At 67.3% G+C, this 21,535-nt stretch carries 19 protein-coding genes and 1 pseudogene; 9 read left to right on the forward strand and 11 right to left on the reverse strand.

What is annotated here, in order from left to right:
- Positions 1-240: 240 nt before the first annotated feature.
- A complete protein-coding gene (locus ABFO07_RS09435) occupies positions 241-2,055 on the reverse strand; it encodes a PhoH family protein (RefSeq protein WP_060149890.1) in 1,815 nt (604 codons plus the stop codon).
- Between ABFO07_RS09435 and ABFO07_RS09440 the strand changes: the two are divergent.
- Positions 1,951-2,198 (forward strand): annotated as a pseudogene (locus ABFO07_RS09440) (hypothetical protein); the annotation flags it as partial. The gene ABFO07_RS09435 and the pseudogene ABFO07_RS09440 sit on opposite strands and share 105 nt — an antisense overlap.
- 193 nt (positions 2,199-2,391) lie before the next feature.
- Here ABFO07_RS09440 and ABFO07_RS09445 read toward each other — a convergent pair.
- From ABFO07_RS09445 to ABFO07_RS09485, 9 genes are all read right to left on the reverse strand, one after another.
- The gene (locus ABFO07_RS09445) at positions 2,392-2,853 is read right to left on the reverse strand and encodes a peroxiredoxin (RefSeq protein WP_060149891.1); all 462 of its coding nucleotides are present in this window, start codon (positions 2,851-2,853) and stop codon (positions 2,392-2,394) included.
- Between the two features lie 97 nt (positions 2,854-2,950).
- A complete protein-coding gene (locus ABFO07_RS09450) occupies positions 2,951-3,847 on the reverse strand; it encodes a polysaccharide deacetylase family protein (RefSeq protein WP_059567297.1) in 897 nt (298 codons plus the stop codon).
- 12 nt (positions 3,848-3,859) lie between these two features.
- On the reverse strand, positions 3,860-4,915 hold the full coding sequence (locus ABFO07_RS09455) for a bifunctional UDP-4-keto-pentose/UDP-xylose synthase (protein ID WP_026044706.1): 1,056 nt from the start codon (positions 4,913-4,915) through the stop codon (positions 3,860-3,862).
- On the reverse strand, positions 4,912-5,859 hold the full coding sequence (locus tag ABFO07_RS09460; protein ID WP_060017086.1) for a formyltransferase: 948 nt from the start codon (positions 5,857-5,859) through the stop codon (positions 4,912-4,914). The genes ABFO07_RS09455 and ABFO07_RS09460 overlap by 4 nt, the downstream gene beginning before the upstream one ends.
- The gene (locus tag ABFO07_RS09465; protein ID WP_059567293.1) at positions 5,856-6,893 is read right to left on the reverse strand and encodes a glycosyltransferase; all 1,038 of its coding nucleotides are present in this window, start codon (positions 6,891-6,893) and stop codon (positions 5,856-5,858) included. The genes ABFO07_RS09460 and ABFO07_RS09465 overlap by 4 nt, the downstream gene beginning before the upstream one ends.
- Before the next feature lie 6 nt (positions 6,894-6,899).
- On the reverse strand, positions 6,900-8,051 hold the full coding sequence (locus ABFO07_RS09470) for a DegT/DnrJ/EryC1/StrS family aminotransferase (RefSeq protein WP_060149893.1): 1,152 nt from the start codon (positions 8,049-8,051) through the stop codon (positions 6,900-6,902).
- Between the two features lie 134 nt (positions 8,052-8,185).
- The gene (locus ABFO07_RS09475; protein WP_017332265.1) at positions 8,186-8,557 is read right to left on the reverse strand and encodes an EamA family transporter; all 372 of its coding nucleotides are present in this window, start codon (positions 8,555-8,557) and stop codon (positions 8,186-8,188) included.
- Positions 8,558-8,569: 12 nt separating this feature from the next.
- A complete protein-coding gene (locus ABFO07_RS09480) occupies positions 8,570-10,252 on the reverse strand; it encodes a glycosyltransferase family 39 protein (RefSeq protein WP_060149894.1) in 1,683 nt (560 codons plus the stop codon).
- A gap of 127 nt (positions 10,253-10,379) precedes the next feature.
- Positions 10,380-10,754, reverse strand: a complete 375-nt coding sequence (locus ABFO07_RS09485) for an Mth938-like domain-containing protein (RefSeq protein WP_059567286.1) — start codon at positions 10,752-10,754, stop codon at positions 10,380-10,382.
- A 328-nt stretch (positions 10,755-11,082) separates the two neighbouring features.
- On the opposite strand from ABFO07_RS09485, the gene ABFO07_RS09490 reads away from it, so the two are divergent.
- From ABFO07_RS09490 to moaE, 6 genes are all read left to right on the forward strand, one after another.
- On the forward strand, positions 11,083-12,321 hold the full coding sequence (locus ABFO07_RS09490; protein WP_059882731.1) for a pyridoxal phosphate-dependent aminotransferase: 1,239 nt from the start codon (positions 11,083-11,085) through the stop codon (positions 12,319-12,321).
- 54 nt (positions 12,322-12,375) lie between these two features.
- Positions 12,376-13,704, forward strand: a complete 1,329-nt coding sequence (locus ABFO07_RS09495; RefSeq protein ID WP_059567282.1) for a homoserine dehydrogenase — start codon at positions 12,376-12,378, stop codon at positions 13,702-13,704.
- A 17-nt stretch (positions 13,705-13,721) separates the two neighbouring features.
- A complete protein-coding gene (thrC, locus tag ABFO07_RS09500) occupies positions 13,722-15,173 on the forward strand; it encodes a threonine synthase (RefSeq protein ID WP_059567280.1) in 1,452 nt (483 codons plus the stop codon).
- A gap of 245 nt (positions 15,174-15,418) precedes the next feature.
- Positions 15,419-16,666, forward strand: coding sequence for a molybdopterin molybdotransferase MoeA (locus ABFO07_RS09505; protein ID WP_059567278.1), 1,248 nt, complete (start codon positions 15,419-15,421; stop codon positions 16,664-16,666).
- 17 nt (positions 16,667-16,683) lie between these two features.
- Positions 16,684-16,941, forward strand: a complete 258-nt coding sequence (gene moaD / locus ABFO07_RS09510; protein ID WP_059809433.1) for a molybdopterin converting factor subunit 1 — start codon at positions 16,684-16,686, stop codon at positions 16,939-16,941.
- Positions 16,942-16,950: 9 nt separating this feature from the next.
- Positions 16,951-17,427: a molybdopterin synthase catalytic subunit MoaE gene (moaE, locus tag ABFO07_RS09515; protein ID WP_017332257.1), complete on the forward strand. Its 477-nt coding sequence runs from the start codon at positions 16,951-16,953 to the stop codon at positions 17,425-17,427.
- 7 nt (positions 17,428-17,434) lie between these two features.
- Here the strand turns inward: moaE and ABFO07_RS09520 are convergent, their stop codons facing one another.
- A complete protein-coding gene (locus ABFO07_RS09520; protein ID WP_059987266.1) occupies positions 17,435-17,992 on the reverse strand; it encodes a group III truncated hemoglobin in 558 nt (185 codons plus the stop codon).
- A 223-nt stretch (positions 17,993-18,215) separates the two neighbouring features.
- Here ABFO07_RS09520 and ABFO07_RS09525 point away from each other — a divergent pair, with 223 nt between their 5' ends.
- Positions 18,216-18,710 (forward strand): Rrf2 family transcriptional regulator, encoded by a 495-nt coding sequence (locus ABFO07_RS09525; protein ID WP_059882726.1) that lies wholly within the window; start codon positions 18,216-18,218, stop codon positions 18,708-18,710.
- A 136-nt stretch (positions 18,711-18,846) separates the two neighbouring features.
- A complete protein-coding gene (gene clpB / locus ABFO07_RS09530) occupies positions 18,847-21,444 on the forward strand; it encodes an ATP-dependent chaperone ClpB (RefSeq protein WP_059987263.1) in 2,598 nt (865 codons plus the stop codon).
- Positions 21,445-21,535 lie beyond the last annotated feature (91 nt).

The raw sequence follows: 21,535 nt of genomic DNA on the forward strand, positions 1-21,535 counted from the left end.
CGGGCGAACGCGATGCGCTCGCCTATCGTATGACAACAGACAGACCCGATGGTAGTCGTTCCGACGGGGCTTAGGCAACCGTTCCTGAGAATTTACTTGAAGTTTCGCGTGTAAATATGGGCCGTTATGTCGCGCGAATCGCCATTGATTTCGACCCCAAATAAAAACGGCGCTCCGTTGCGGGAGCGCCGTTCGGCATCGGCGGCCGGCCCGGGCGGGCCGGCATGCCGGGTTACGACATCACAGGATGTCCGACGCGTAGTCGGCGAGCCGCGAACGTTCGCCGCGCGCGAGGGTCACGTGGCCGCTATGGCCCCAGCCCTTGAAGCGGTCGACGACGTAGGTGAGGCCCGAGCTGCCTTCCGTCAGGTACGGCGTATCGATCTGCGCGATGTTGCCGAGGCAGACGATCTTCGTGCCGGGGCCCGCGCGCGTGACGAGCGTCTTCATCTGCTTCGGCGTGAGGTTTTGCGCCTCGTCGATGATCAGGTACTTGTCGACGAAGGTGCGGCCGCGCATGAAGTTCATGCTCTTGACCTTCAGGCGCGAGCGGATCAGCTCCTGCGTCGCCGCGCGGCCCCATTCGCCGGCTGCGTCGTCGGTCTTCTGCAGCACTTCGAGGTTGTCGTCGAATGCGCCCATCCACGGCTGCATCTTCTCTTCCTCGGTGCCGGGCAGGAAACCGATGTCCTCGCCGACCGGGACGGTTGCGCGCGTGACGATGATCTCGTTGTAGCGCTTGTCGTCGAGCACCTGCGCGAGGCCCGCCGCGAGCGCGACGAGCGTCTTGCCGGTGCCGGCCTGGCCGAGCAGCGTGACGAAGTCGATCTCCGGGTTCATCAGCAGGTTCAGCGCGAAGTTCTGCTCGCGGTTGCGCGCGGTGATGCCCCACACGTTGTTCTTGTGGTGGCTGTAGTCGCGCAGCGTCTGCAGCAGCGCCGTCTTGCCGTTCAGTTCGCGGACGATCGCATGGAACGTCGGCTCGCCGTTCTGCGGCTCGAGATAGACGAACTCGTTGACGAGCATCGACCCGACGAGCGGGCCCGTCACGCGGTAATACGTGGTGCCCGTCTTCGTGTCCTGCCAGCTCTCCATGCCCTTCGCGTGCTTGGTCCAGAAATCCTGCGGCAGCTCGCGCACGCCGGTGTAGAGGAGATCCTTGTCCTCGAGCACCTGGTCGTTGAAGTAGTCTTCGGCGGGCAGGCCGAGCGCATGCGCCTTGATCCGCATGTTGATGTCTTTCGACACCAGCACGACCTGGCGGTCCGGCCGGTCGCGCTGCAGCGCGCGCACGACGCCGAGGATCTGGTTGTCGGCCTTGCCTTCCGGCAGGCCTTCGACGGGCGGAATGTTGGTGAGCGTCGTCTGGAAATACAGGCGGCCGAGCGCCTCGCGGCTGCCGAGGCGCGACAGCGGAATGCCGTTCGTGATCGGGCCCGCGTCGGCGACGAGCGCGTCGAGCGTGCGGCTCACCTGGCGCGCGTTGCGCGCGACTTCGGACATCCCCTTCTTGTGGTTGTCGAGTTCCTCGAGCGTCATCATCGGCAGATAGACGTCGTGTTCCTCGAAGCGGAAGAGGCTGCTCGGGTCGTGCATCAGCACGTTCGTGTCGAGCACGAACAGCTTCTGCATCTCGGCTTCGGCGGCTTTGCGGCCGCGCGATTTCACCGCGGCGCCGGCTTCGCGCGCGGGCGCGGCGGCCGGTTTCGCGGCGGTGGGTTTCTCCCCGCGTGCGACCGGCGCGACCGGCGCGGCCGGTTCGGCGCGGGCCGGCACCGGCTGCAGCAACGCGGCCGTCTGCTTGCTCTTGCGCGAGCGCGCGGGCGCGCTCGCGGCTTCCTGCGCGGACGCGCTCGCGCCGACCGCACGCAGCGGCGCAGCGGTGTTCGCGGCTTCGGTCATCGGTTGGGCCACGCTGGCCGGGCCATATTCACCGGCTGTGGAAACGTCCCCTTCGGCGGATTTCTTCGCGGCTTTCGCGGGTCGCGCTTTCGCCTTGTATTCGTCGGGCGGCAGCAGGCTGCCGAGCTTGCTGGGGGGGGTAGGCAAAGGCATGGTGTCCCTCGGGAGGAATCGTGTCGCATGGCATGCGCCGCTGATCGCATCCTGCTTCGTGACGGCGACGCATGCAGTTTGCGCGCGGTGGCGCACATGAAATTCGTTTCGCCGGTTCGCCTAAGTGTCGATCAGCTCCTTGACGGGGTGAAGGGCCGGACCGAGTGCCGGCGCGCAGTCCATAAAAAAAGCCGCTGCCCCGTCGACCGGAGCAAGCGGCTCGGCTGATACCGTCGTGTTGCGCGTCAGGTGCCGGAAAGCATGGCTACGAGCGCCGGCGCAGCTACGAGAAATATGGGACGAACTGGCATTCATTGCGGCCCAATATAACGCGCCTCAAAGCGCTTGTACAGCCTTTAGCACGTCCTCCACATGGCCCGGCACCTTGATCCCGCGCCATGCCTGACGCAGCACGCCGTCGGCGTCGATCAGGAACGTCGAGCGCTCGATTCCGCGCACTTCCTTGCCATACATTTTCTTCATCTTGATGACATCGAACAGCGCGCACAGCGCTTCGTCGCCATCGGAAATCAATGCGAAAGGCAGCTCGAGCTTTGCCTTGAAGTTGTCGTGCGAGCGCAGGCTGTCGCGCGACACGCCGACGATTTCGGCGCCGGCCTTGTTGAACTTCGGATACAGATCGCGGAACTGCAGCCCCTCGGTCGTGCAGCCGGGCGTGTTGTCCTTCGGATAGAAATACAGCACGAGCTTCTTGCCCCGCAGGTCGGACAGCGACAGGTCGCCGCCGGTGGCTGGTGCGGTGAAATCGGGAACTTGACGGTCAACTTCGACGGACACGTGTTTCTCCTGTTGTTATCAGAGGGCGCATGTGCGACGGCGCGGGTGTGCGGCCGTGCGAGGCGGGCGGCGCGGCGGTGGCCGCGCCGCGTGTGGATCAGTCCGGCTGGACGATCAGCTCGCCGGAGCGGCCCGGAATTTCGCCCCACGTGACAGGGTACGATGGCAGCGTGTCGCGGTCCAGCGTTGCGTGATAGTCGCCCATCGTCGCGAACGTATGTCCCTGCGCACGCCAGCCGGCGAGCAGCTGCTCGAACACCGGCGCGAGCTTCTGGCCTTCCAGCTCCGCGTGCAGCGTGAAGACCTGGTCGCGCGGATTGGTTTCGGTGAACTTGAGAATGTGGGCGGCGACGTTGTGCGTGTCGACGCCGTCGACGCCGAGCACCTCGTCGAGCGTCGGCAGCGTGGTCGGCATCTGCACGTGCGACAGCGTCCGGCCGCCGACGACGGGCAGGTACGGCGAATGGCCGCGGCCGTCGGACGCATAGCGCATGCCCCATGCGTCGATCTGCTCGAACGCCGCGTCGTTCATCTGCCAGCCCGCCGCGCCGTGCGTGACGGGCGGCGCGCCGAAGATCTCGGCGAAGCGCGCGTGACTCTTCTGCATTTCACGCGCGGTCCAGTCGCGGTCGCGCTCGCGCACGTTGTCCTGCCAGTACACGTGATCCCACGTGTGGATCCCGCATTCGAACCCGGCCTCGTGGATCGCGCGCATGTCGGCGACAGCGCGGCGGCCGATGTCGGGGCCCGGCAGCAGCACGCCGTACATCAGCTGCTTCACGCCGTAATGCTCGACCACCGACGTGCGCGACACCTTCTTCAGGAACCCGGGGCGGAACACGCGCCGCAGCGCCCAGCCGGTATGGTCGGGCCCGAGGCTGAAGAGGAAGGTCGCGCGCGCGCTGAAGCGGTCGAAGATGCGCGCGAGGTTCGGCACGCCTTCGCGCGTGCCGCGCAGCGTGTCGACGTCGATCTTGAGGACGATGCGAGCCAAGCGAGCGTCCCGTCAGCCTTGCTGCTCGACGAGCGCGCGCGCGTCGGCGACGTGGCCGCGGTACGCCTCGAAGATCTTGCGCAGCGCGTCGTCGAACGTCGATTGCGGCGCCCAGCCGAGCTCCTGCATCGTGTTGTCGATCTTCGGCACGCGGTTCTGCACGTCCTGGTAGCCGTTGCCGTAGTACGCGCCGGACGTCGTTTCGACGAGCTGCACGTTCTTCGCCGAATCGGCGTACTCCGGGAATTCGGCGGCCAGCTCGAGCATCTTGTGCGCGAGTTCGCGAACCGAGAAATTATTCTTCGGATTCCCGATGTTGTAGATCTTGCCCGACGCGACGCCGTTCGGGTTGTCGATGATCTTCATCAGCGCGCTGATGCCGTCGTCGATGTCGGTGAACGCGCGCTTCTGCGAGCCGCCGTCGACGAGGCTGATGTTCTCGCCGCGCACGATGTGGCCGAGGAACTGCGTGACCACGCGCGAGCTGCCTTCCTTCGGCGTGTAGATCGAGTCGAGGCCCGGGCCGATCCAGTTGAACGGGCGGAACAGCGTGAAGTTCAGGCCTTCCATCCCGTAGCCCCAGATCACGCGGTCCATCAACTGCTTCGAGCATGCGTAGATCCAGCGCGGCTTGTTGATCGGGCCGTAGGTGAGGGCGGAGTTGTCCGGGTCGAACTGCTCGTCCGAGCACATGCCGTAGACCTCGGAGGTCGACGGGAACACGAGGTGCTTGCCGTACTTCACGGCCGAGCGGACGATCGGCAGGTTCGCCTCGAAGTCGAGCTCGAACACGCGCAGCGGCTGCTGGACGTAAGTCGCGGGCGTCGCGATCGCGACGAGCGGCAGGATCACGTCGCACTTCTTCACGTGATACTCGACCCACTCCTTGTTGATCGTGATGTCGCCTTCGAAGAAATGCATCCGCTCGTGGTTGACGAGATCGCCAAGCCGGTCGGTCTGCATGTCCATGCCGAACACTTCCCAATCGGTGGTCTCAAGAATGCGCTTCGACAGGTGATGGCCGATGAAGCCGTTCACACCCAGGATCAGGACTTTTTTTGCTTTCATGAATGACGGGAAGAATGAATGAACTGCGCGAATTCCGCGGGCGACACGATGGTTTCGCTGCCGTCGCGCTGCCGCCACAGCTCGAGAATGGATATGGCGCGGCTGTCGCCGCAAACGCCGAACAGCGCATTATCGCTTACGTGCAGGCCGGGCGGCAAATCCGCCGCTGCGGCCGCGGCCGGGCTGCCGGGGGCCGCGAGGCGCGCGCGCGCGACGACGAAGCGCGCATCGTGCAGATCGGTGAACGCGCCCGGATACGGGGGCGCGACCGCGCGGACCAGGTTGTAGACCTGGGCGGCGGGCTTCGACCAGTCGATCCGGCCGTCCTCGGGCTTGCGCCCGCCGAAGTAGCTGCCCGCCGCGAGATCGTTCGGCAGGTGCGGCGCCTCGCCCGCGAGCAGCGCGGGCAGCACGCGCCAGAGCGTCTGCTCGGCGGCCACCGTGACCTTGTCGAACACCTGCGCGGCGGTGTCGTCGGGCAGGATCGGCACTGCGGTCTGGCCGACGATCGCGCCGGCATCGGGCTTCGCGGCCATTTCATGCAGCGTCGCGCCGGTTTCGGTCTCGCCGTTGAGCACCGCCCAGTTGGTCGGAACCCGACCCCGGTATTTCGGCAGCAGCGAGCCGTGCATGTTGTACGCGCCGCGCGGCGCGACCGCGAGCAGGTCGACCGGCAGCATGTGCCGGTAGTAGAACGAGAAGATGAAGTCCGGCTGCGCGTCGGCGAGCGCGCGGCGCAGCGCCGGGTCGGCCGGATCGGTCGGCGTGACGACCGGGATCCCGTGCGCGGCGGCGACCGACGCGACGCTGCCGAACCAGATGTTCTCGTTCGGGTTGTCCTCGTGCGTGACGACGAGCGCGACGTCGACGCCGCGCGCGAGCAGCACCTGCAGGCAGCGCACGCCGACGTTGTGATACGCGAAGACGACGGCGCGCGGCTTCATCGCGCGACCTCCTGCCGGCCTTCGCCCGACGGCGCGTCCTGCACGTTGCCGTGCCGCTCGAGCACGGTCTGGATCAGGTAGCGCGGGCGCGCGCGCACCTGCTGGTAGATGCGGCCGATGTACTCGCCGAGCAGGCCGAGCGCGAAGATGATCACGCCGAGCAGGAAGAACGTGATCGCGAACAGCGTGAACACGCCTTGCACTTCCGCGCCGACGATGAAGCGCCGCACGAGCAGCAGCACGAACAGCGCGGCGGAGCCGAGCGACAGGATCACGCCGATGAACGACAGCCACTGCAGCGGCACGACCGAGAAGCCGGTCACGAGGTCGAAGTTCAGGCGGATCAGGCTGTACAGCGAATACTTCGATTCGCCCGCGAAGCGTTCCTCGTGCGCGACCTCGACTTCGGTCGGCTTCTGCGCGAACGTGTACGCGAGCGCGGGGATGAACGTGTTGACCTCGCCGCACACGTTGATCGTGTCGATGATGCGGCGGCTGTACGCACGCAGCATGCAGCCCTGGTCGGTCATCTTGATGCGCGTGATGCGCTCGCGCAGCCGGTTCATCGCGGCCGATGCCTTGCGCCGCCACAGGCTGTCCTGACGCTGCTTGCGGATCGAGCCGACGTAGTCGTAGCCCTCGCGCATCTTCGCGACCAGCTTGGCGATTTCCTCGGGCGGGTTCTGCAGGTCGGCGTCGAGCGTGACGACGATCTCGCCGCGCGACTGCGCGAAGCCGGCGAGGATCGCCATGTGCTGGCCGTAGTTGCCGTTCAGCAGCACGACGCGCGTCGTGTCGGGGCGTACGTGGAACTGGTCCGCGAGCATGGCGGCCGACCGATCGCGGCTGCCGTCGTTGATCAGGATCACTTCGTACGACGTACCGAGCGCGTCGAGCGCCGGATACAGTCGCGCAAAGAGCGCGGCGAGGCCGTCTTCCTCGTTGTACACGGGGATGACGACCGATACCTCCGGGTTGGCTGCGCCCGGACGTCCGGCGCCCGGATGCCCGGCGCGTGCTTCAAGGTGACTCATGTAGGCTTACTTTCCGTATTGTTCGCAAATCTGGTTGATGGCGTCGACGACGCGACGCACGTCGTCTTCCGTCATCTGCGTGAAGAGCGGCAGCGTGACGGTCGACGCGCCGTACCGTTCGGCGTGGGGGAACATGCCCTCCTTGAAGCCGCGCGCGCGGTACAGCGTGAAAAGATGGATGGCCGGGTAGTGGATCCCGGTGCCGATGCCGCGTTCCTTCATCTGCGCCATGAATTCGGCGCGGGTGAGCGTCAGCCGCTCGAGCGGCAGCGTGACGAGGAACATGTGCCAGTTGCCGTGCTCGAATTCGGCGAGCGGCAGGCCGAGGCCGAGCTTCGCGGCCGCGCCGCCTTCGAACGCGGCGAAGTACGCGCGGGCGAGCGCATGGCGCTGCGCGGTGAAGCGCGCGAGGTGCGGCAGCTGGCCGAGGCCGACGCGCGCGGCGACGTCGGTCAGGTTGTACTTGCCGCCGAGCACGTCGCAGTCCATCCCGTCGAAGCCGGTGCGCGTGATGCCCTGCAGCCGGTACTTCTGCGCGAGCGTCGCCTCGTCCTCGTTGTTGAGCACGAGCGCGCCGCCCTCGATCGTCGTCAGGTTCTTGTTCGCGTGGAAGCTGAACGACACGATGTCGCCGATCGCGCCGATGCGCTTGCCTTTCCACGTCGAGCCGAGCGCCTGCGCGGCGTCCTCGATCACGCGCAGGTTGTGCGCGCGGGCGATCGCGTACAGGCGGTCCATGTCGACCGGCAGGCCGGCCAGATACACCGGGATGATCGCCTTCGTGCGCGGCGTGATTGCCTTTTCGAGCAGGTCGAGGTCGATGTTGCGGGTGACCGGGTCGATGTCGGCGAACACCGGCGTCGCGCCGGTCTCGAGGATCACGTTGCTGGTCGACACCCACGACGCGGGCGACGTGATCACGTCGTCGCCCGGGCCGACGCCGGCGATGCGCAGGCCGATCTCGAGCGTGCAGGTCCCCGAATTGAACGCCCGCACCGGGCGGCCGCCGCAGTATTCGGACAGCGCGGCTTCGAACCGCTGGTTCTGCGGGCCGGTGGTGATCCAGCCCGAGCGCAGCACCTCGACGACACCCTGGATGGTTTCCTCGTCGATTTCCGGGCGGGTGAACGGCAGGAACGGAACGGCAGTCTGGTTCATGAACGCTTCACTCGTAATGGCGTGTAATAAAAGGGTCGGTCGGTCGTCCGAAACCGGCATTAGACACCGGTTGGCGGATTCGTAGCGTGATTTTTTGTAGGCGGCCGCTTAATCGGGCCGCCCGCCAGGGCCGCTCAGCTGCGCGCGAGCACGGCCACGCCGACCAGGATGATGCCGATGCCGACCAGCCGCTGGACGGACAGCACCTCGCCGAACAGGTACCACGCGGCGAACGCGTTGACGACGTAGCCGAGCGACAGCATCGGGTACGCGATCGACACGTCGACGCGCGACAGCCCGACGATCCAGACGACGACGCTCAGCACGTAGCAGCCGAGGCCGCCGATGATCGGCAGCTGGGTGGCGATCTTCAGGCCGACGGGGACGATGTTCGCACGGCTGAATTCGAAGTGTCCAACGGCGTTGACGCCGGCCTTGAGCAGCAGTTGCGCGCACGCGTTGAGCATGACGCCGGTGATGATGCAGATGAACGAGATGGGGTTCACGGGTTGGCGTCCTTACGATTGCGGCTTTTCGACGATCACGCGGCGGTTGTCGCGCGCGACCACGCGCATCGGCACGCCTTGCTTGACGAGCGCGTCGAACTGGCCCGTCGGCATGATCGCGAGCGCGTAGCGCTCCTGTTTCCAGCGGGCGATCCACTGGTCGACGGTCGGGATCCATTTGTCCGGCTCGACCGAGATGCCGAACGCGAGTTCGTCCTGGCGCGCGACCATGATCGTCGTGTGGCCGACGTAGAACGGGAAGGTGTGGTCGAGCATCTCGATCGAGTAGAACGGCGTGTCGGCCGGCAGCTTCGAGAGCTCGGCGCGCACGGCGGGCGCGAGCAGCGCGCCCGAGCTGTAGCGCCCGAATTCGTCGTGGCCCGTGCCGCCGATCGTGCCGAACGCGAGCCACGCCGCGGCGAACGCGGTGATCGCCGCCGTGACGCCGGCGCGCGCATGGCGGTTCAGCCACGCCGCGGCGAGCGTCAGTGCGGCCGCGATCGCGAGGCCCCCGTACAGCCACATCTGGAACGCGCGGTACTGCGCGTTCGGCGTGCGGGCGTCGCCCTGGTGCGCGAGGAAGATGATGCCGAACGCCGCGACGACGAGGAACACGAGATAGCCGAGCAGATGCCGGCGGAACCGGTCGGCCGACACGAGCGGCAGGTACGCGCCGATCACCAGCGCGAGCGCCGGCGCGACCGGCAGCACGTACGAGATCAGCTTCGAGTGCGACGCGCTGAAGAACAGGAAGATGAATGCGCTCCAGATCAGCAGCACGAGCATCGGCGCGAAGCCGTTCGGCTGGCGCGGCATGCGCAGCGCATGGCGCACGCTCTGCCACGCAACCGACAGCCACGGCAGGAAGCCGACCAGCAGCACCGGCGCGAAGTAATAGAACGCGCCGGGGCGGTTCTGCTCCGGCGTCAGGTAGCGGCGGAACTGCTGGACGATGAAGAAGAAGTTGAAGAATTCCGGGTTGCGCTGCTGCACGAGCACGAACCACGGCGTGACGATCGCGAAGAAGATCACGAGCCCGCTGACGAGGTACAGGCGCTTCCACAGCGCCCAGTCGCGCGCGATCGCCGTATAGAGCACCAGCACGGCGCCGGGCAGGATCACGCCGACGAGCCCCTTCGACAGCACCGCGAACGCCATCGCGGCCCAGCAGGCCCACATCCAGCCGCGCGCGGCGGCGGGGCGCAGCCCGGGGCGCTGCGCGAGCAGCAGCGCGCACAGCGTGGCCGTCATCCAGAACGCGAGGCCCATGTCGAGCGCGTTGAAGTGGCCCATCAGGTTCCAGTACGGCGCGCTCGCGAGCACGACGGCGGCGAGGAAGCCGGACAGCGGGTTGAACAGGCGCGCGCCGGTGAAGCCGACGAGCAGCACGCCCGCGAAGCTCGCAAGCGCCGTGTAGAGCCGCGCCTGCCACTCGCCGACGCCGAACCACGCGAACGTGAGCGCGTTGAGCCAGGTCTGCAGCGGCGGCTTCTCGAAATACTTGTAGCCGTTGTAGCGCGGCGTGATCCAGTCGCCGGTGACGAACATCTCGCGCGCCATCTCGGCGTAGCGGCCTTCGTCGCTGGGAATCAGGTGGCGCATGCCGAGCGGCACGAACCAGATGACCGCGAGCGCGAGGATCAGGAGGACGAGCGCGGTGCGGTTGAGCGGTAGCCTCGACGGCGTATCGTTCATGGAATTTCAGCCTGTTGGTTGTTGTGGTGTGCCCCCGGCGGCTGGCGACGGGGCACGTGCCGGACCGGGGATCGGGCCCGGCCTGGCGTGGCCCGGTGCGCCGGCAAGGGTTTTACCTTATCGGCGATTAACGTTCAATTAAGAGCGCGGCGGCGACTTTGCGGCCTTCGGCCATCAGGATGTTGTAGGTGCGGCAGGCGGCCTGGAAGTCCATCGTCTCGACGCCGATGCGGCGCGCGGCGAGCGCCGCGAGCAGGCGCGGGTGCGGGAAGCGCAGGCGGGCGCCGCTGCCGAAGATCACGACTTCCGGCGCCGGCTCGAGCAGCGCCGCGAAATGCTCGGGCGCGAGCGCGTCGAACGACGACACGGGCCACGCCTGCACCGGCGCGCCGGGCAGCACGATGACACTCTGTTCGTGACGCTCGAGATTGATGTCGACGTAATCGGGGCCATAGCCGGTGATGGTGTTGAGCGCGCCGCTCGTGTCCTGGTGCAGTTTCAAATCAGTATGTCCGCGGTTCCGAAAGGGGAATTCGATGGGCCGCCCGGGTGGGGCCGCCCGGCCGGGCGGCCATTTTCGCGTGCCGGATGCGCGGGGCGCCTGACGGCGCGGGCCCGGCGCGGCTATGGTGCATTGCGAAAGTCGGCCAAAATCCGCTAAATTATAACTTTTTGGCTGCCCCCGGGCGCCAATTGCGTCGTGCGTCGCCACAAGTTGCGCCCGGCCGCTGCAATCGTCCAGCCTAGACAGCGCGCGCAGACCGGCCGCTCTCCAGTTTCGATTCCCGTCCCCCCAAGGCCGCCAGGCATTATCCAGGAACCGTGTCGTCGTGAAACCGATCCAGAAATCGAACAAGCTGCTCAACGTCTGCTACGACATCCGTGGCCCGGTGCTCGAGCACGCGAAGCGCCTCGAGGAAGAAGGCCATCGCATCATCAAACTGAACATCGGCAACCTCGCGCCGTTCGGTTTCGATGCGCCGGACGAGATCATCCAGGACATGATCCGCAACCTGCCGGCGTCGTCGGGCTATTCCGATTCGAAGGGCGTGTTCTCGGCGCGCAAGGCGGTGATGCACTACACGCAGCAGAAGGGCGTGGTCGGGGTCGGACTCGACGACATCTACATCGGCAACGGCGCGTCCGAGCTGATCGTGATGGCGACCCAGGCGCTGCTGAACGACGGCGACGAGGTGCTGCTGCCGGCGCCCGACTATCCGCTGTGGACGGCGGCGGTCAGCCTGTCCGGCGGCACGCCGGTGCACTACATCTGCGACGAGCAGAACGCGTGGATGCCCGATCTCGACGACATCCGCCGCAAGATCACGCCGAACACGAAGGCGATCGTCGTGATCAACCCGAACAACCCGACGGGCGCGCTTTATTCCGACGAATTGCTGCGCGATCTGCTCGAGATCGCGCGCCAGCACGGCCTGATCGTGTTCGCCGACGAGGTCTACGACAAGATCGTCTACGACGGCCGCGAGCATACGGCAATGGGCTCGCTGTCGGAGGACGTGATCACCGTGTCGTTCAACAGCCTGTCGAAGAGCTATCGCTCGTGCGGCTACCGCGCGGGCTGGATGGCCGTGTCGGGCCTCGGCGGCGACAACCGCCGGCGCGCGAAGGACTACCTCGAGGGGCTCGGCATCCTGTCGTCGATGCGCCTGTGCGCGAACGTGCCGGGGCAGTTCGCGATCCAGACGGCGCTCGGCGGCTACCAGAGCATCAACGAGCTGCTCGTGCCGTCGGGCCGCCTGTTCAAGCAGCGCGATCTCGCGTACGACATGCTCACGTCGATTCCGGGCGTGACCTGCGTGAAGCCGCAGGCCGCGCTCTACATGTTCCCGCGGCTCGACCCCAAGCTCTATCCGATCCAGAACGACCAGCAGTTCATTCTCGACCTGCTGCTCGAGGAGCGCGTGCTGCTCGTGCAGGGCACGGGCTTCAACTGGCCGACGCCGGATCATTTCCGAGTCGTGTTCCTGCCGAACCTCGACGACCTGACCGATTCGATCAACCGGATCGCCCGTTTCCTCGACGGCTATCGCAAGCGTCATTCGGTCTGAGCCGGGGCGAGCTCCAGCCACCTATTCACTTTTTACTCATCGATCACACGCAGCATGGAACCGATCAAAGTTGGCCTGTTGGGCTTCGGCACGGTGGGCAGCGGCACCTTCACGGTGCTGCGCCGCAACCAGGAAGAAATCAAGCGGCGCGCAGGGCGCGGCATCGAGGTGTCGCGCATCGCGGTGCGCAGCCCGGCCAAGGCGCAGGCCGCCCTCGCCGGCGACGCCGGCAGCGCGCAGATCACCGATGATTTCAATTCGGTGGTCGACGATCCGTCGATCTCGATCGTCGCCGAGATGATCGGCGGCACGGGCATCGCGCGCGAGCTCGTGCTGCGCGCGATCGCGAACGGCAAGCACGTCGTGACCGCCAACAAGGCGCTGCTCGCGGTGCACGGCACCGAGATCTTCGAGGCCGCGCGCGAGAAGGGCGTGATGGTCGCGTTCGAGGCGGCCGTCGCGGGCGGCATCCCGATCATCAAGGCGCTGCGCGAAGGCCTGACGGCGAACCGCATCCAGTACATCGCCGGCATCATCAACGGCACGACCAACTACATCCTGTCGGAGATGCGCGACCGCGGCCTCGATTTCGCGACCGCGCTGAAGGCCGCGCAGGCGCTCGGCTACGCGGAAGCCGATCCGACCTTCGACATCGAAGGCGTCGACGCCGCGCACAAGGCGACGATCATGAGCGCGATCGCGTTCGGCGTGCCGGTGCAGTTCGACCGCGCGTACGTCGAAGGCATCAGCAAGCTCGATGCGACCGACATCCGCTATGCGGAAGAGCTCGGCTACCGGATCAAGCTGCTCGGCATCACGCGCCGCACCGAGCGCGGCATCGAGCTGCGCGTGCACCCGACGCTGATCCCCGAGAAGCGCCTGCTCGCGAACGTCGAGGGCGCGATGAACGCGGTCGTCGTGCACGGCGACGCGGTCGGTACGACGCTGTACTACGGCAAGGGCGCGGGCGCGGAACCGACCGCGTCGGCGGTCGTCGCGGATCTCGTCGACGTCACCCGCCTGCACACGGCCGACCCCGAGCACCGCGTGCCGCATCTCGCGTTCCAGCCGGACAGCCTGTCGAACACGCCGATCCTGCCGATCGAAGAAGTGACGAGCGGCTACTACCTGCGCCTGCGCGTGGCCGACCAGACCGGCGTGCTCGCCGACATCACGCGCATCCTCGCCGATTCGGGCATCTCGATCGACGCGCTGCTGCAGAAGGAATCGGAGGAGGTCGACGACGCGAACGGCGAGACCGACATCATCCTGATCACGCACGTGACCATCGAGAAGAACGTGAACGCCGCGATCGCGCGGATCGAGGATCTCGCGACGGTCGTGTCGAAGGTGACGAAGCTGCGCATGGAAGCACTGAACTGAGGACTGGAGCGGAACACATGAACTACATCTCCACGCGCGGCGCCGGCATCGGCGAGCGCCACACGTTCTCCGACATCCTGCTCGGCGGCCTCGCGAAGGACGGCGGGCTCTACCTGCCGGCCGAGTATCCGAAGGTGTCCGCCGACGAGCTCGCGCGCTGGCGCACGCTGCCGTATGCGGATCTCGCGTTCGAGATCCTGTCGAAGTTCAGCGACGACATCCCGGCCGACGACCTGCGCGCGATCACGCGCCGCACCTACACGGCCGATGTCTATCGCAATACGCGCCACGGCGAGAACGCGGCCGACATCACGCCGCTGAAGACGCTCGGCACCGAGAACGGTGCGCCGATCTCGCTGCTCGAGCTGTCGAACGGCCCGACGCTCGCGTTCAAGGACATGGCGATGCAGCTGCTCGGCAACCTGTTCGAGTACACGCTCGCGAAGCACGGCCAGGCGTTGAACATCCTCGGCGCGACGTCGGGCGACACCGGCAGCGCGGCCGAATACGCGATGCGCGGCAAGGCCGGCGTGCGCGTGTTCATGCTGTCGCCGCACAAGAAGATGAGCGCGTTCCAGACGGCCCAGATGTTCAGCCTGCAGGATCCGAACATCTTCAACCTCGCGGTCGAAGGCGTGTTCGACGACTGCCAGGACATCGTGAAGGCCGTGTCCAACGATCACGCGTTCAAGGCGAAGCACAAGATCGGCACGGTCAACTCGATCAACTGGGCGCGCGTCGTCGCGCAGGTCGTCTACTACTTCAAGGGCTATTTCGCCGCGACGAAGAGCAACGACGAGCGCGTGTCGTTCACGGTGCCGTCGGGCAACTTCGGCAACGTGTGCGCGGGCCACATCGCGCGGATGATGGGCCTGCCGATCGCGAAGCTCGTCGTCGCGACCAACGAGAACGACGTGCTCGACGAGTTCTTCCGCACCGGCGCGTACCGCGTGCGCAGCGCCGAGCACACTTACCATACGAGCAGCCCGAGCATGGACATCTCGAAGGCGTCGAACTTCGAGCGCTTCGTGTTCGACCTGCTCGGCCGCGATCCGGCGCGCGTGATGCAGCTGTTCCGCGACGTCGAGGAAAAGGGCGGCTTCGACCTGACGGCGAGCGGCGATTTCGCGCGCGTCGCGGAATTCGGGTTCGTGTCGGGCAGCAGCAACCATGCGGACCGGATCGCGACGATCCGCGACGTGTTCGCGCGCTATGCGACGACGATCGATACGCACACCGCCGACGGCGTGAAGGTCGCGCGCGAGCATCTCGAGGCCGGCGTGCCGATGGTGGTGCTCGAGACGGCGCAGCCGATCAAGTTCGGGGAGACGATCCGCGAAGCGCTCGATCGCGAGCCGGAGCGGCCGGCCGCGTTCGACGGGCTCGAGGCGCTGCCGCAGCGCTTCGAGGTCGTGAAGGCCGACGCGCAGCAGGTCAAGGACTTCATCGCCGTGCATACGGGCGCGTGACGCGTTGCCGGGCCGCGTGCCCGGCAACGCCGGACGGCCGGAACGCCGATTCGTCGAACGGATCGGGGTTCCGGCCGTTTTGCTTGGTGGCTGCCGCCCGGGCCTGCCGCCGGGCAGCGCGCGAAACAAGTGCCAGTGCCGCGCATGCGCGCCGATCACAGTTCCCGCATGCCCGCCATATCGCGCGCCCGCGCGGCGGCGTCGCTACAATGGTGTATTGCACCCAACGATCCCCGATTCAATCGATGTCGAATCCGAACCCCGCGGCGCCGCGCGCGCCGATGCTGTCGACCGCCGAAGCGCTCGGCGCGCTGCTCGACGCCGCGACGCCGCTGCCCGGCGCCGAAGCCGTCGCCACCCTCGACGCGCTCGGGCGCGTGCTGGCCGCCGACGTCGAATCGCCGCTCGACGTGCCGCCGATGCATACCAGCGCGATGGACGGCTACGCGGTGCGCGTGGCCGACCTGATGCACGGCGACCGGCGCCTGCCGGTGTCGCAGCGCATTCCGGCCGGCCATCCGGCCGCGCCGCTCGCCGCCGGCACGGCGGCGCGCATCTTCACCGGCGCGACGGTGCCGCCCGGCGCCGACGCCGTCGTGATGCAGGAGCAGGCCGAACTCGACGGCGACGCGGTCGAGATCCTCCATACGCCGAAGGCCGGCGAATGGATCACCGCGCAGGGCGCGGACATCCGGCGCGGCTCGGTGATCCTGCCGGCCGGCACGCGGCTGGGGCCGCAGGCGCTCGGGCTGGCCGCGTCGGTCGGCTGCGCGCAGCTGTCGGTCGCGCGGCGGATCCGCGTCGCGGTGTTCTTCACCGGCGACGAGCTGACGATGCCCGGCGAGCCGCTCAAGCCGGGCGCGATCTACAACTCGAACCGCTTCACGCTGCGCGGGCTGCTCGAGCGGCTCGGCTGCCACGTGACCGATTACGGGATCGTGCCGGATTCGCTCGCCGCGACGCGCGACACGCTGCGCGAGGCCGCGCGCGACCACGACGTGATCCTGACGAGCGGCGGCGTGTCGGTGGGCGACGAGGACCACGTGAAGCCCGCGGTCGAGGCCGAAGGGCGGCTCGCGCTGTGGCAGATCGCGATGAAGCCGGGCAAGCCGCTCGCGTTCGGCGCGATCCGCCGCGGCGACGGCCGTGCCGACGCGCATTTCATCGGGCTGCCGGGCAATCCGGTGTCGAGCTTCGTCACGTTCCTGCTGTTCGTCCGGCCGTTCCTGCTGCGCCTGTCCGGCGTGCGCGACGTCGCACCGCGCGCGCTGTCGCTGCGCGCCGATTTCTCGCAGGGCAAGGGCGACCGGCGCAACGAATTCCTGCGCGCGCGCGTGAACGCGGCCGGCGGCCTCGACCTGTTCCCGAACCAGAGTTCGGCGGTGCTCACATCGACGGTCTGGGGCGACGGCCTGATCGACAATCCGCCGCACCATGCGATCAGCGCGGGCGAGACCGTGCGTTTCATTCCGTTTTCCGAACTGCTGTCGTAATCCGGCGGCTTCCCGACATGAAGATTCAACTGAAATTCTTTGCCAGCGTGCGCGAGGCGCTGGGCGTGGCCGATGAACAGGCCGACGTGCCGGACGGCGTGACGACCGTCGGCGACGTGCGCGCGTGGCTGCGCCTGCGCGGCGGCGCGTGGGCCGACACGCTCGCGGAAGGCCGCGCGCTGCGCATGGCCTGCAATCACGAGATGACCGATGCCGGCACGCGGATCACCGACGGCTGCGAGGTCGCGTTTTTCCCGCCGGTGACGGGCGGCTAAGGGGGCGCGATGGCGACGGTGAGAGTCCAGGCCGAAGACTTCGATCTGAACGCCGAGGTGGCGGCGCTGCGCGCGCGCAATCCGAAGATCGGCGCGATCGCGTGCTTCGTCGGCACGGTGCGTGACCTGAACGACGGCGACGAGGTCGCCGCGTTGGAGCTCGAGCACTATCCGGGGATGACCGAGAAGGCGCTCGACGCGATTGCCGACGACGCATGCCGGCGCTGGCCGGGCATCGACGTCGCAATCGTGCACCGCGTCGGCAAGCTGTATCCGCTCGACCAGATCGTGCTGGTCGCGACGGTCGCCGCGCATCGCGGCGACGCGTTCGCGTCGTGCGAGTTCGTGATGGACTACCTGAAGACCCAGGCGCCGTTCTGGAAGAAGGAAACGACGCCCGACGGCGAGCGCTGGGTCGACGCCCGCAGCACCGACGACGCCGCGCTCGCGCGCTGGGGCGTCGAATCGGGCAACGCGCCGCGCTGAGCGCGGCTTATTCGTCGGCCGGATTGCGCCCGATGATCTTCGCCGGGAACGGCTCGCCGCGCGCACGCGACGGCAGGTGGGCGACGTCGTCGCCCGGATCGCGGCGGCGCGGCGCGACGGCGTCGAGCAGCGCCTGCTGCTCGGGCGGAATCCGGTAATCCCAGCCGAAGCGGCTCAGCTGCAGGCTTTGCGCGATCCGCAGCGCCGGCTCCATGAAGCGAACCGCCGCGGGCGGCGTGTAGCGCGCATCGACCGTGTTCAGGAACAGCGCGAGCCAGCGGCTGAAATGCGCGGGCTCGACGCCGTCGAGCGGCTGGTGCGCCTGCTGCACGTTGCCGCGGTAGCCCTTGGTGCCGAGCACGAGGCTCGACCAGAACGTCACCATCTTCGGCAGGTGGTCGTCCCAGCGGCCGGCCAGCCTGGCATCGAATACGGGGCCGAGCAGCGGGTCGGCGCGCACGCGGTCGTAGAACGCGTAGACGAGTGCGCGGATGTTGTCTTCGGTCGGTTCCGTGTCGCGGGGCCGGTTCGGCGCGGCGTCGGGCAGGGTAGGCGTGGCGGTCATGATGGAAATAGGGGCCGGGCAAAGGGCGGGACGCCGGCATGATTTTGACGCACAATAGCGTCGGCCAACCCCTCGATAAACGTGCGAATGCCCTGCATCTTATTGCGCGGCGGCTGTCCCGGCAACCGGCGCCGCATGCCGGCCAGCCCGCGGGCTCCGCGCAGGGCGCGCGCCCGCCGCCCGTCCCATCCGTGCAGGATCATCAACGACTGTTCTTTCGCCCATGAGACTCACCGACTACACCGACTACTCGCTGAGAGTCATGCTTTACCTCGCCGTGCGGGGTGAAGGTCTTGCGACGATCCAGGAGATCTCGGATGCCTACGGCATCTCGAAGAACCATCTGATGAAGGTCGTGCAGCGCCTGGGCGAGCTCGGGTGGGTCGACACCGTGCGCGGCCGCAATGGCGGGCTGCGGCTGTTTCCGGAGTCGACGCGCCTGACGGTCGGCCAGGTCGTGCGCGAGACCGAGAACGATTTTGCGCTGGTCGGCTGCTTTGCCGGCGGCGAAGCGCCGAGGGCCTGCGTCATCGAGCCGCAGTGTCGCCTGAAGGGCGTGCTGGCGGCGGCGCGCGACGCATTCTTCACGGAGCTGGACCGGCACACGCTCGGCGAGCTCGCCCAGCCCGCGGCGCCGCTCGCGGCGCTGCTCGGCATCCAGCCGATCGCCGTCGTGCGGGCCACGTCGCCTGCCGAACCGTCGCCGCTCGAAGGCTGACCACCTCGCCGCCCAGGCCGCCGGCTCGCACGCTGCGCCGCTCCCGCAACATTTTTGCGCTGAATCGACACGAAATCGCTTGAAAGCCGCATAACCATCCTCAATTTGGTGTTATTCGAAAATTGGAGGTCTCTACATGAGAATCGACAAGCTCACCACCAAATTCCAGGAAGCGCTCTCGGACGCGCAAAGTCTCGCGGCAGGCCGCGACAATCAATACATCGAACCCGTCCACGTGCTGGCCGCGCTGATCGCGCAGCACGACGGTTCCGCTCGCTCGCTGATGTCGCGCGCGGGCGTTCACGTGCAGGCGCTGCAGGGCGCGCTGAACGAGGCGATCTCGCGCCTGCCGCAAGTGACGGGCACGGGCGGCGACATCCAGATCGGCCGCGAGCTGGTCGGCCTGCTGAACCAGGCGGACAAGGAAGCGCAGAAGCTCAACGACACGTTCATCGCGAGCGAGATGTTCCTGCTCGTGGTGGCCGACGACAAGGGCGAAGCGGGCAAGCTCGCGCGCCAGCACGGCCTCACGCGCAAGGCGCTCGAAGCCGCGATCGCCGCGGTGCGCGGCGGCTCGCAGGTGCATAGCCAGGATGCCGAAAGCCAGCGCGAAGCGCTGAAGAAGTACACGGTCGACCTGACCGAGCGCGCCCGCGCGGGCAAGCTCGACCCGGTGATCGGCCGCGACGACGAAATCCGCCGCTCGATCCAGATCCTGCAGCGCCGCACCAAGAACAACCCGGTGCTGATCGGCGAGCCGGGCGTCGGCAAGACCGCGATCGTCGAAGGCCTCGCGCAGCGGATCGTCAACGGCGAGGTGCCGGAGACGCTGAAGGGCAAGCGCGTGCTGTCGCTCGACATGGCGGCGCTGCTCGCGGGCGCGAAGTATCGCGGCGAGTTCGAGGAGCGCCTGAAGGCGGTGCTCAACGACATCGCGAAGGACGAAGGGCAGACGATCGTCTTCATCGATGAAATCCACACGATGGTCGGCGCGGGCAAGGCCGAAGGCGCGATGGATGCGGGCAACATGCTGAAGCCGGCGCTGTCGCGCGGCGAACTGCACTGCATCGGCGCGACCACGCTCGACGAATACCGCAAGTACATCGAGAAGGACGCCGCGCTCGAGCGCCGCTTCCAGAAGGTGCTGGTCGACGAGCCGAGCGTCGAGGCGACCATCGCGATCCTGCGCGGGCTGCAGGAGAAGTACGAGCTGCACCACGGCGTCGACATCACCGACCCGGCGATCGTCGCCGCGGCCGAGCTGTCGCATCGCTACATCACGGACCGCTTCCTGCCGGACAAGGCGATCGACCTGATCGACGAGGCCGCCTCGAAGATCAAGATGGAAATCGATTCGAAGCCCGAAGAGATGGACAAGCTCGACCGCCGGCTGATCCAGCTGAAGATCGAGCGCGAGGCCGTGAAGAAGGAGCAGGACGAAGCGTCGCAGAAGCGCCTGCAGCTGATCGAGGAAGAGATCGAGCGCCTCGGCCGCGAGTATGCGGACCTCGAGGAGATCTGGACCGTCGAGAAGGCCGCGGTGCAGGGCAGCGCGCAGCTGAAGGAAGAGATCGAGAAGGTGCGCGCCGACATCGCGCGCCTGCAGCGCGAAGGCAAGCTCGAGAAAGTCGCCGAGCTGCAGTACGGCAAGCTGCCGCAGCTCGAGGCGCAGCTCAAGCAGGTCACGCAGGCCGAGGAGAAGGAGCAGCACAGCCCGACGCGGCCGCGCCTGCTGCGCACGCAGGTGGGCGCCGAGGAAATCGCGGAAGTCGTGTCGCGCGCGACCGGCATCCCGGTGTCGCGGATGATGCAGGGCGAGCGTGAAAAGCTGCTGCACATCGAGGAGAAGCTGCACGAGCGCGTGGTCGGCCAGAACGAGGCGATCGACGCGGTCGCCGACGCGATCCGCCGTTCGCGCGCGGGCCTCGCCGATCCGAACCGACCGTACGGGTCGTTCCTGTTCCTCGGCCCGACGGGTGTCGGCAAGACCGAGCTGTGCAAGGCGCTCGCGGGGTTCCTGTTCGATTCCGAGGAGCACCTGATCCGCATCGACATGAGCGAGTTCATGGAGAAGCACAGCGTCGCGCGGCTGATCGGCGCGCCGCCGGGCTACGTCGGCTACGAGGAGGGCGGCTACCTGACGGAAGCCGTGCGCCGCAAGCCGTACAGCGTGATCCTGCTCGACGAGATCGAGAAGGCGCATCCGGACGTGTTCAACGTGCTGCTGCAGGTGCTCGACGACGGCCGCATGACGGACGGGCAGGGCCGCACGGTCGACTTCAAGAACACGGTCATCGTGATGACGTCGAACCTCGGCTCGCAGGTGATCCAGGCGATGACGGGCGCACCGCAGGACGAGATCAAGGACGCGGTGTGGCTCGAGGTGAAGCAGCATTTCCGCCCCGAGTTCCTGAACCGGATCGACGACGTCGTCGTGTTCCACGCGCTCGACCGCAGCAACATCCAGTCGATCGCGAAGATCCAGCTCGCGCGCCTGCACGACCGGCTCGCGAAGCTCGACATGGCGCTCGACGTGTCGGAAGCCGCGCTCGAGCAGATCGGCAAGGTCGGCTACGATCCGCTGTTCGGTGCGCGGCCGCTGAAGCGCGCGATCCAGCAGGAGATCGAGAACCCGGTCGCGAAGCTGATCCTCGCGGGCCGTTTCGGCCCGAAGGACGTGATTCCGGTCGATGTGCAGGACGGCCAGTTCGTGTTCGACCGCGTCGTCCACTGAGCGCGCGCAGGGGCCCGGCGCGGGATGCCGGGCCGCCAAAAGCAAACACCCCGCCGGGAGGCGGGGTGTTTTTTTATCTGGCGCGCCAGAT

Origin of the sequence: Burkholderia stagnalis (genome assembly GCF_039848545.1) — a bacterium.
Classification (GTDB): domain Bacteria; phylum Pseudomonadota; class Gammaproteobacteria; order Burkholderiales; family Burkholderiaceae; genus Burkholderia; species Burkholderia stagnalis.

What these genes read in the sequence shown, in the direction of transcription:
- ABFO07_RS09520 (WP_059987266.1), bottom strand. Translation starts at nt 17,992, where the DNA reads ATGACCGCCACGCCTACCCTGCCCGACGCCGCGCCGAACCGGCCCCGC.
- ABFO07_RS09470 (WP_060149893.1), bottom strand. Translation starts at nt 8,051, where the DNA reads ATGAACCAGACTGCCGTTCCGTTCCTGCCGTTCACCCGCCCGGAAATC.
- moaE (WP_017332257.1), top strand. Translation starts at nt 16,951, where the DNA reads ATGGCGACGGTGAGAGTCCAGGCCGAAGACTTCGATCTGAACGCCGAG.
- ABFO07_RS09435 (WP_060149890.1), bottom strand. Translation starts at nt 2,055, where the DNA reads ATGCCTTTGCCTACCCCCCCCAGCAAGCTCGGCAGCCTGCTGCCGCCC.
- ABFO07_RS09525 (WP_059882726.1), top strand. Translation starts at nt 18,216, where the DNA reads ATGAGACTCACCGACTACACCGACTACTCGCTGAGAGTCATGCTTTAC.
- ABFO07_RS09455 (WP_026044706.1), bottom strand. Translation starts at nt 4,915, where the DNA reads ATGAAAGCAAAAAAAGTCCTGATCCTGGGTGTGAACGGCTTCATCGGC.
- ABFO07_RS09495 (WP_059567282.1), top strand. Translation starts at nt 12,376, where the DNA reads ATGGAACCGATCAAAGTTGGCCTGTTGGGCTTCGGCACGGTGGGCAGC.
- ABFO07_RS09465 (WP_059567293.1), bottom strand. Translation starts at nt 6,893, where the DNA reads ATGAGTCACCTTGAAGCACGCGCCGGGCATCCGGGCGCCGGACGTCCG.
- thrC (WP_059567280.1), top strand. Translation starts at nt 13,722, where the DNA reads ATGAACTACATCTCCACGCGCGGCGCCGGCATCGGCGAGCGCCACACG.
- clpB (WP_059987263.1), top strand. Translation starts at nt 18,847, where the DNA reads ATGAGAATCGACAAGCTCACCACCAAATTCCAGGAAGCGCTCTCGGAC.
- moaD (WP_059809433.1), top strand. Translation starts at nt 16,684, where the DNA reads ATGAAGATTCAACTGAAATTCTTTGCCAGCGTGCGCGAGGCGCTGGGC.
- ABFO07_RS09505 (WP_059567278.1), top strand. Translation starts at nt 15,419, where the DNA reads ATGTCGAATCCGAACCCCGCGGCGCCGCGCGCGCCGATGCTGTCGACC.
- ABFO07_RS09460 (WP_060017086.1), bottom strand. Translation starts at nt 5,859, where the DNA reads ATGAAGCCGCGCGCCGTCGTCTTCGCGTATCACAACGTCGGCGTGCGC.
- ABFO07_RS09480 (WP_060149894.1), bottom strand. Translation starts at nt 10,252, where the DNA reads ATGAACGATACGCCGTCGAGGCTACCGCTCAACCGCACCGCGCTCGTC.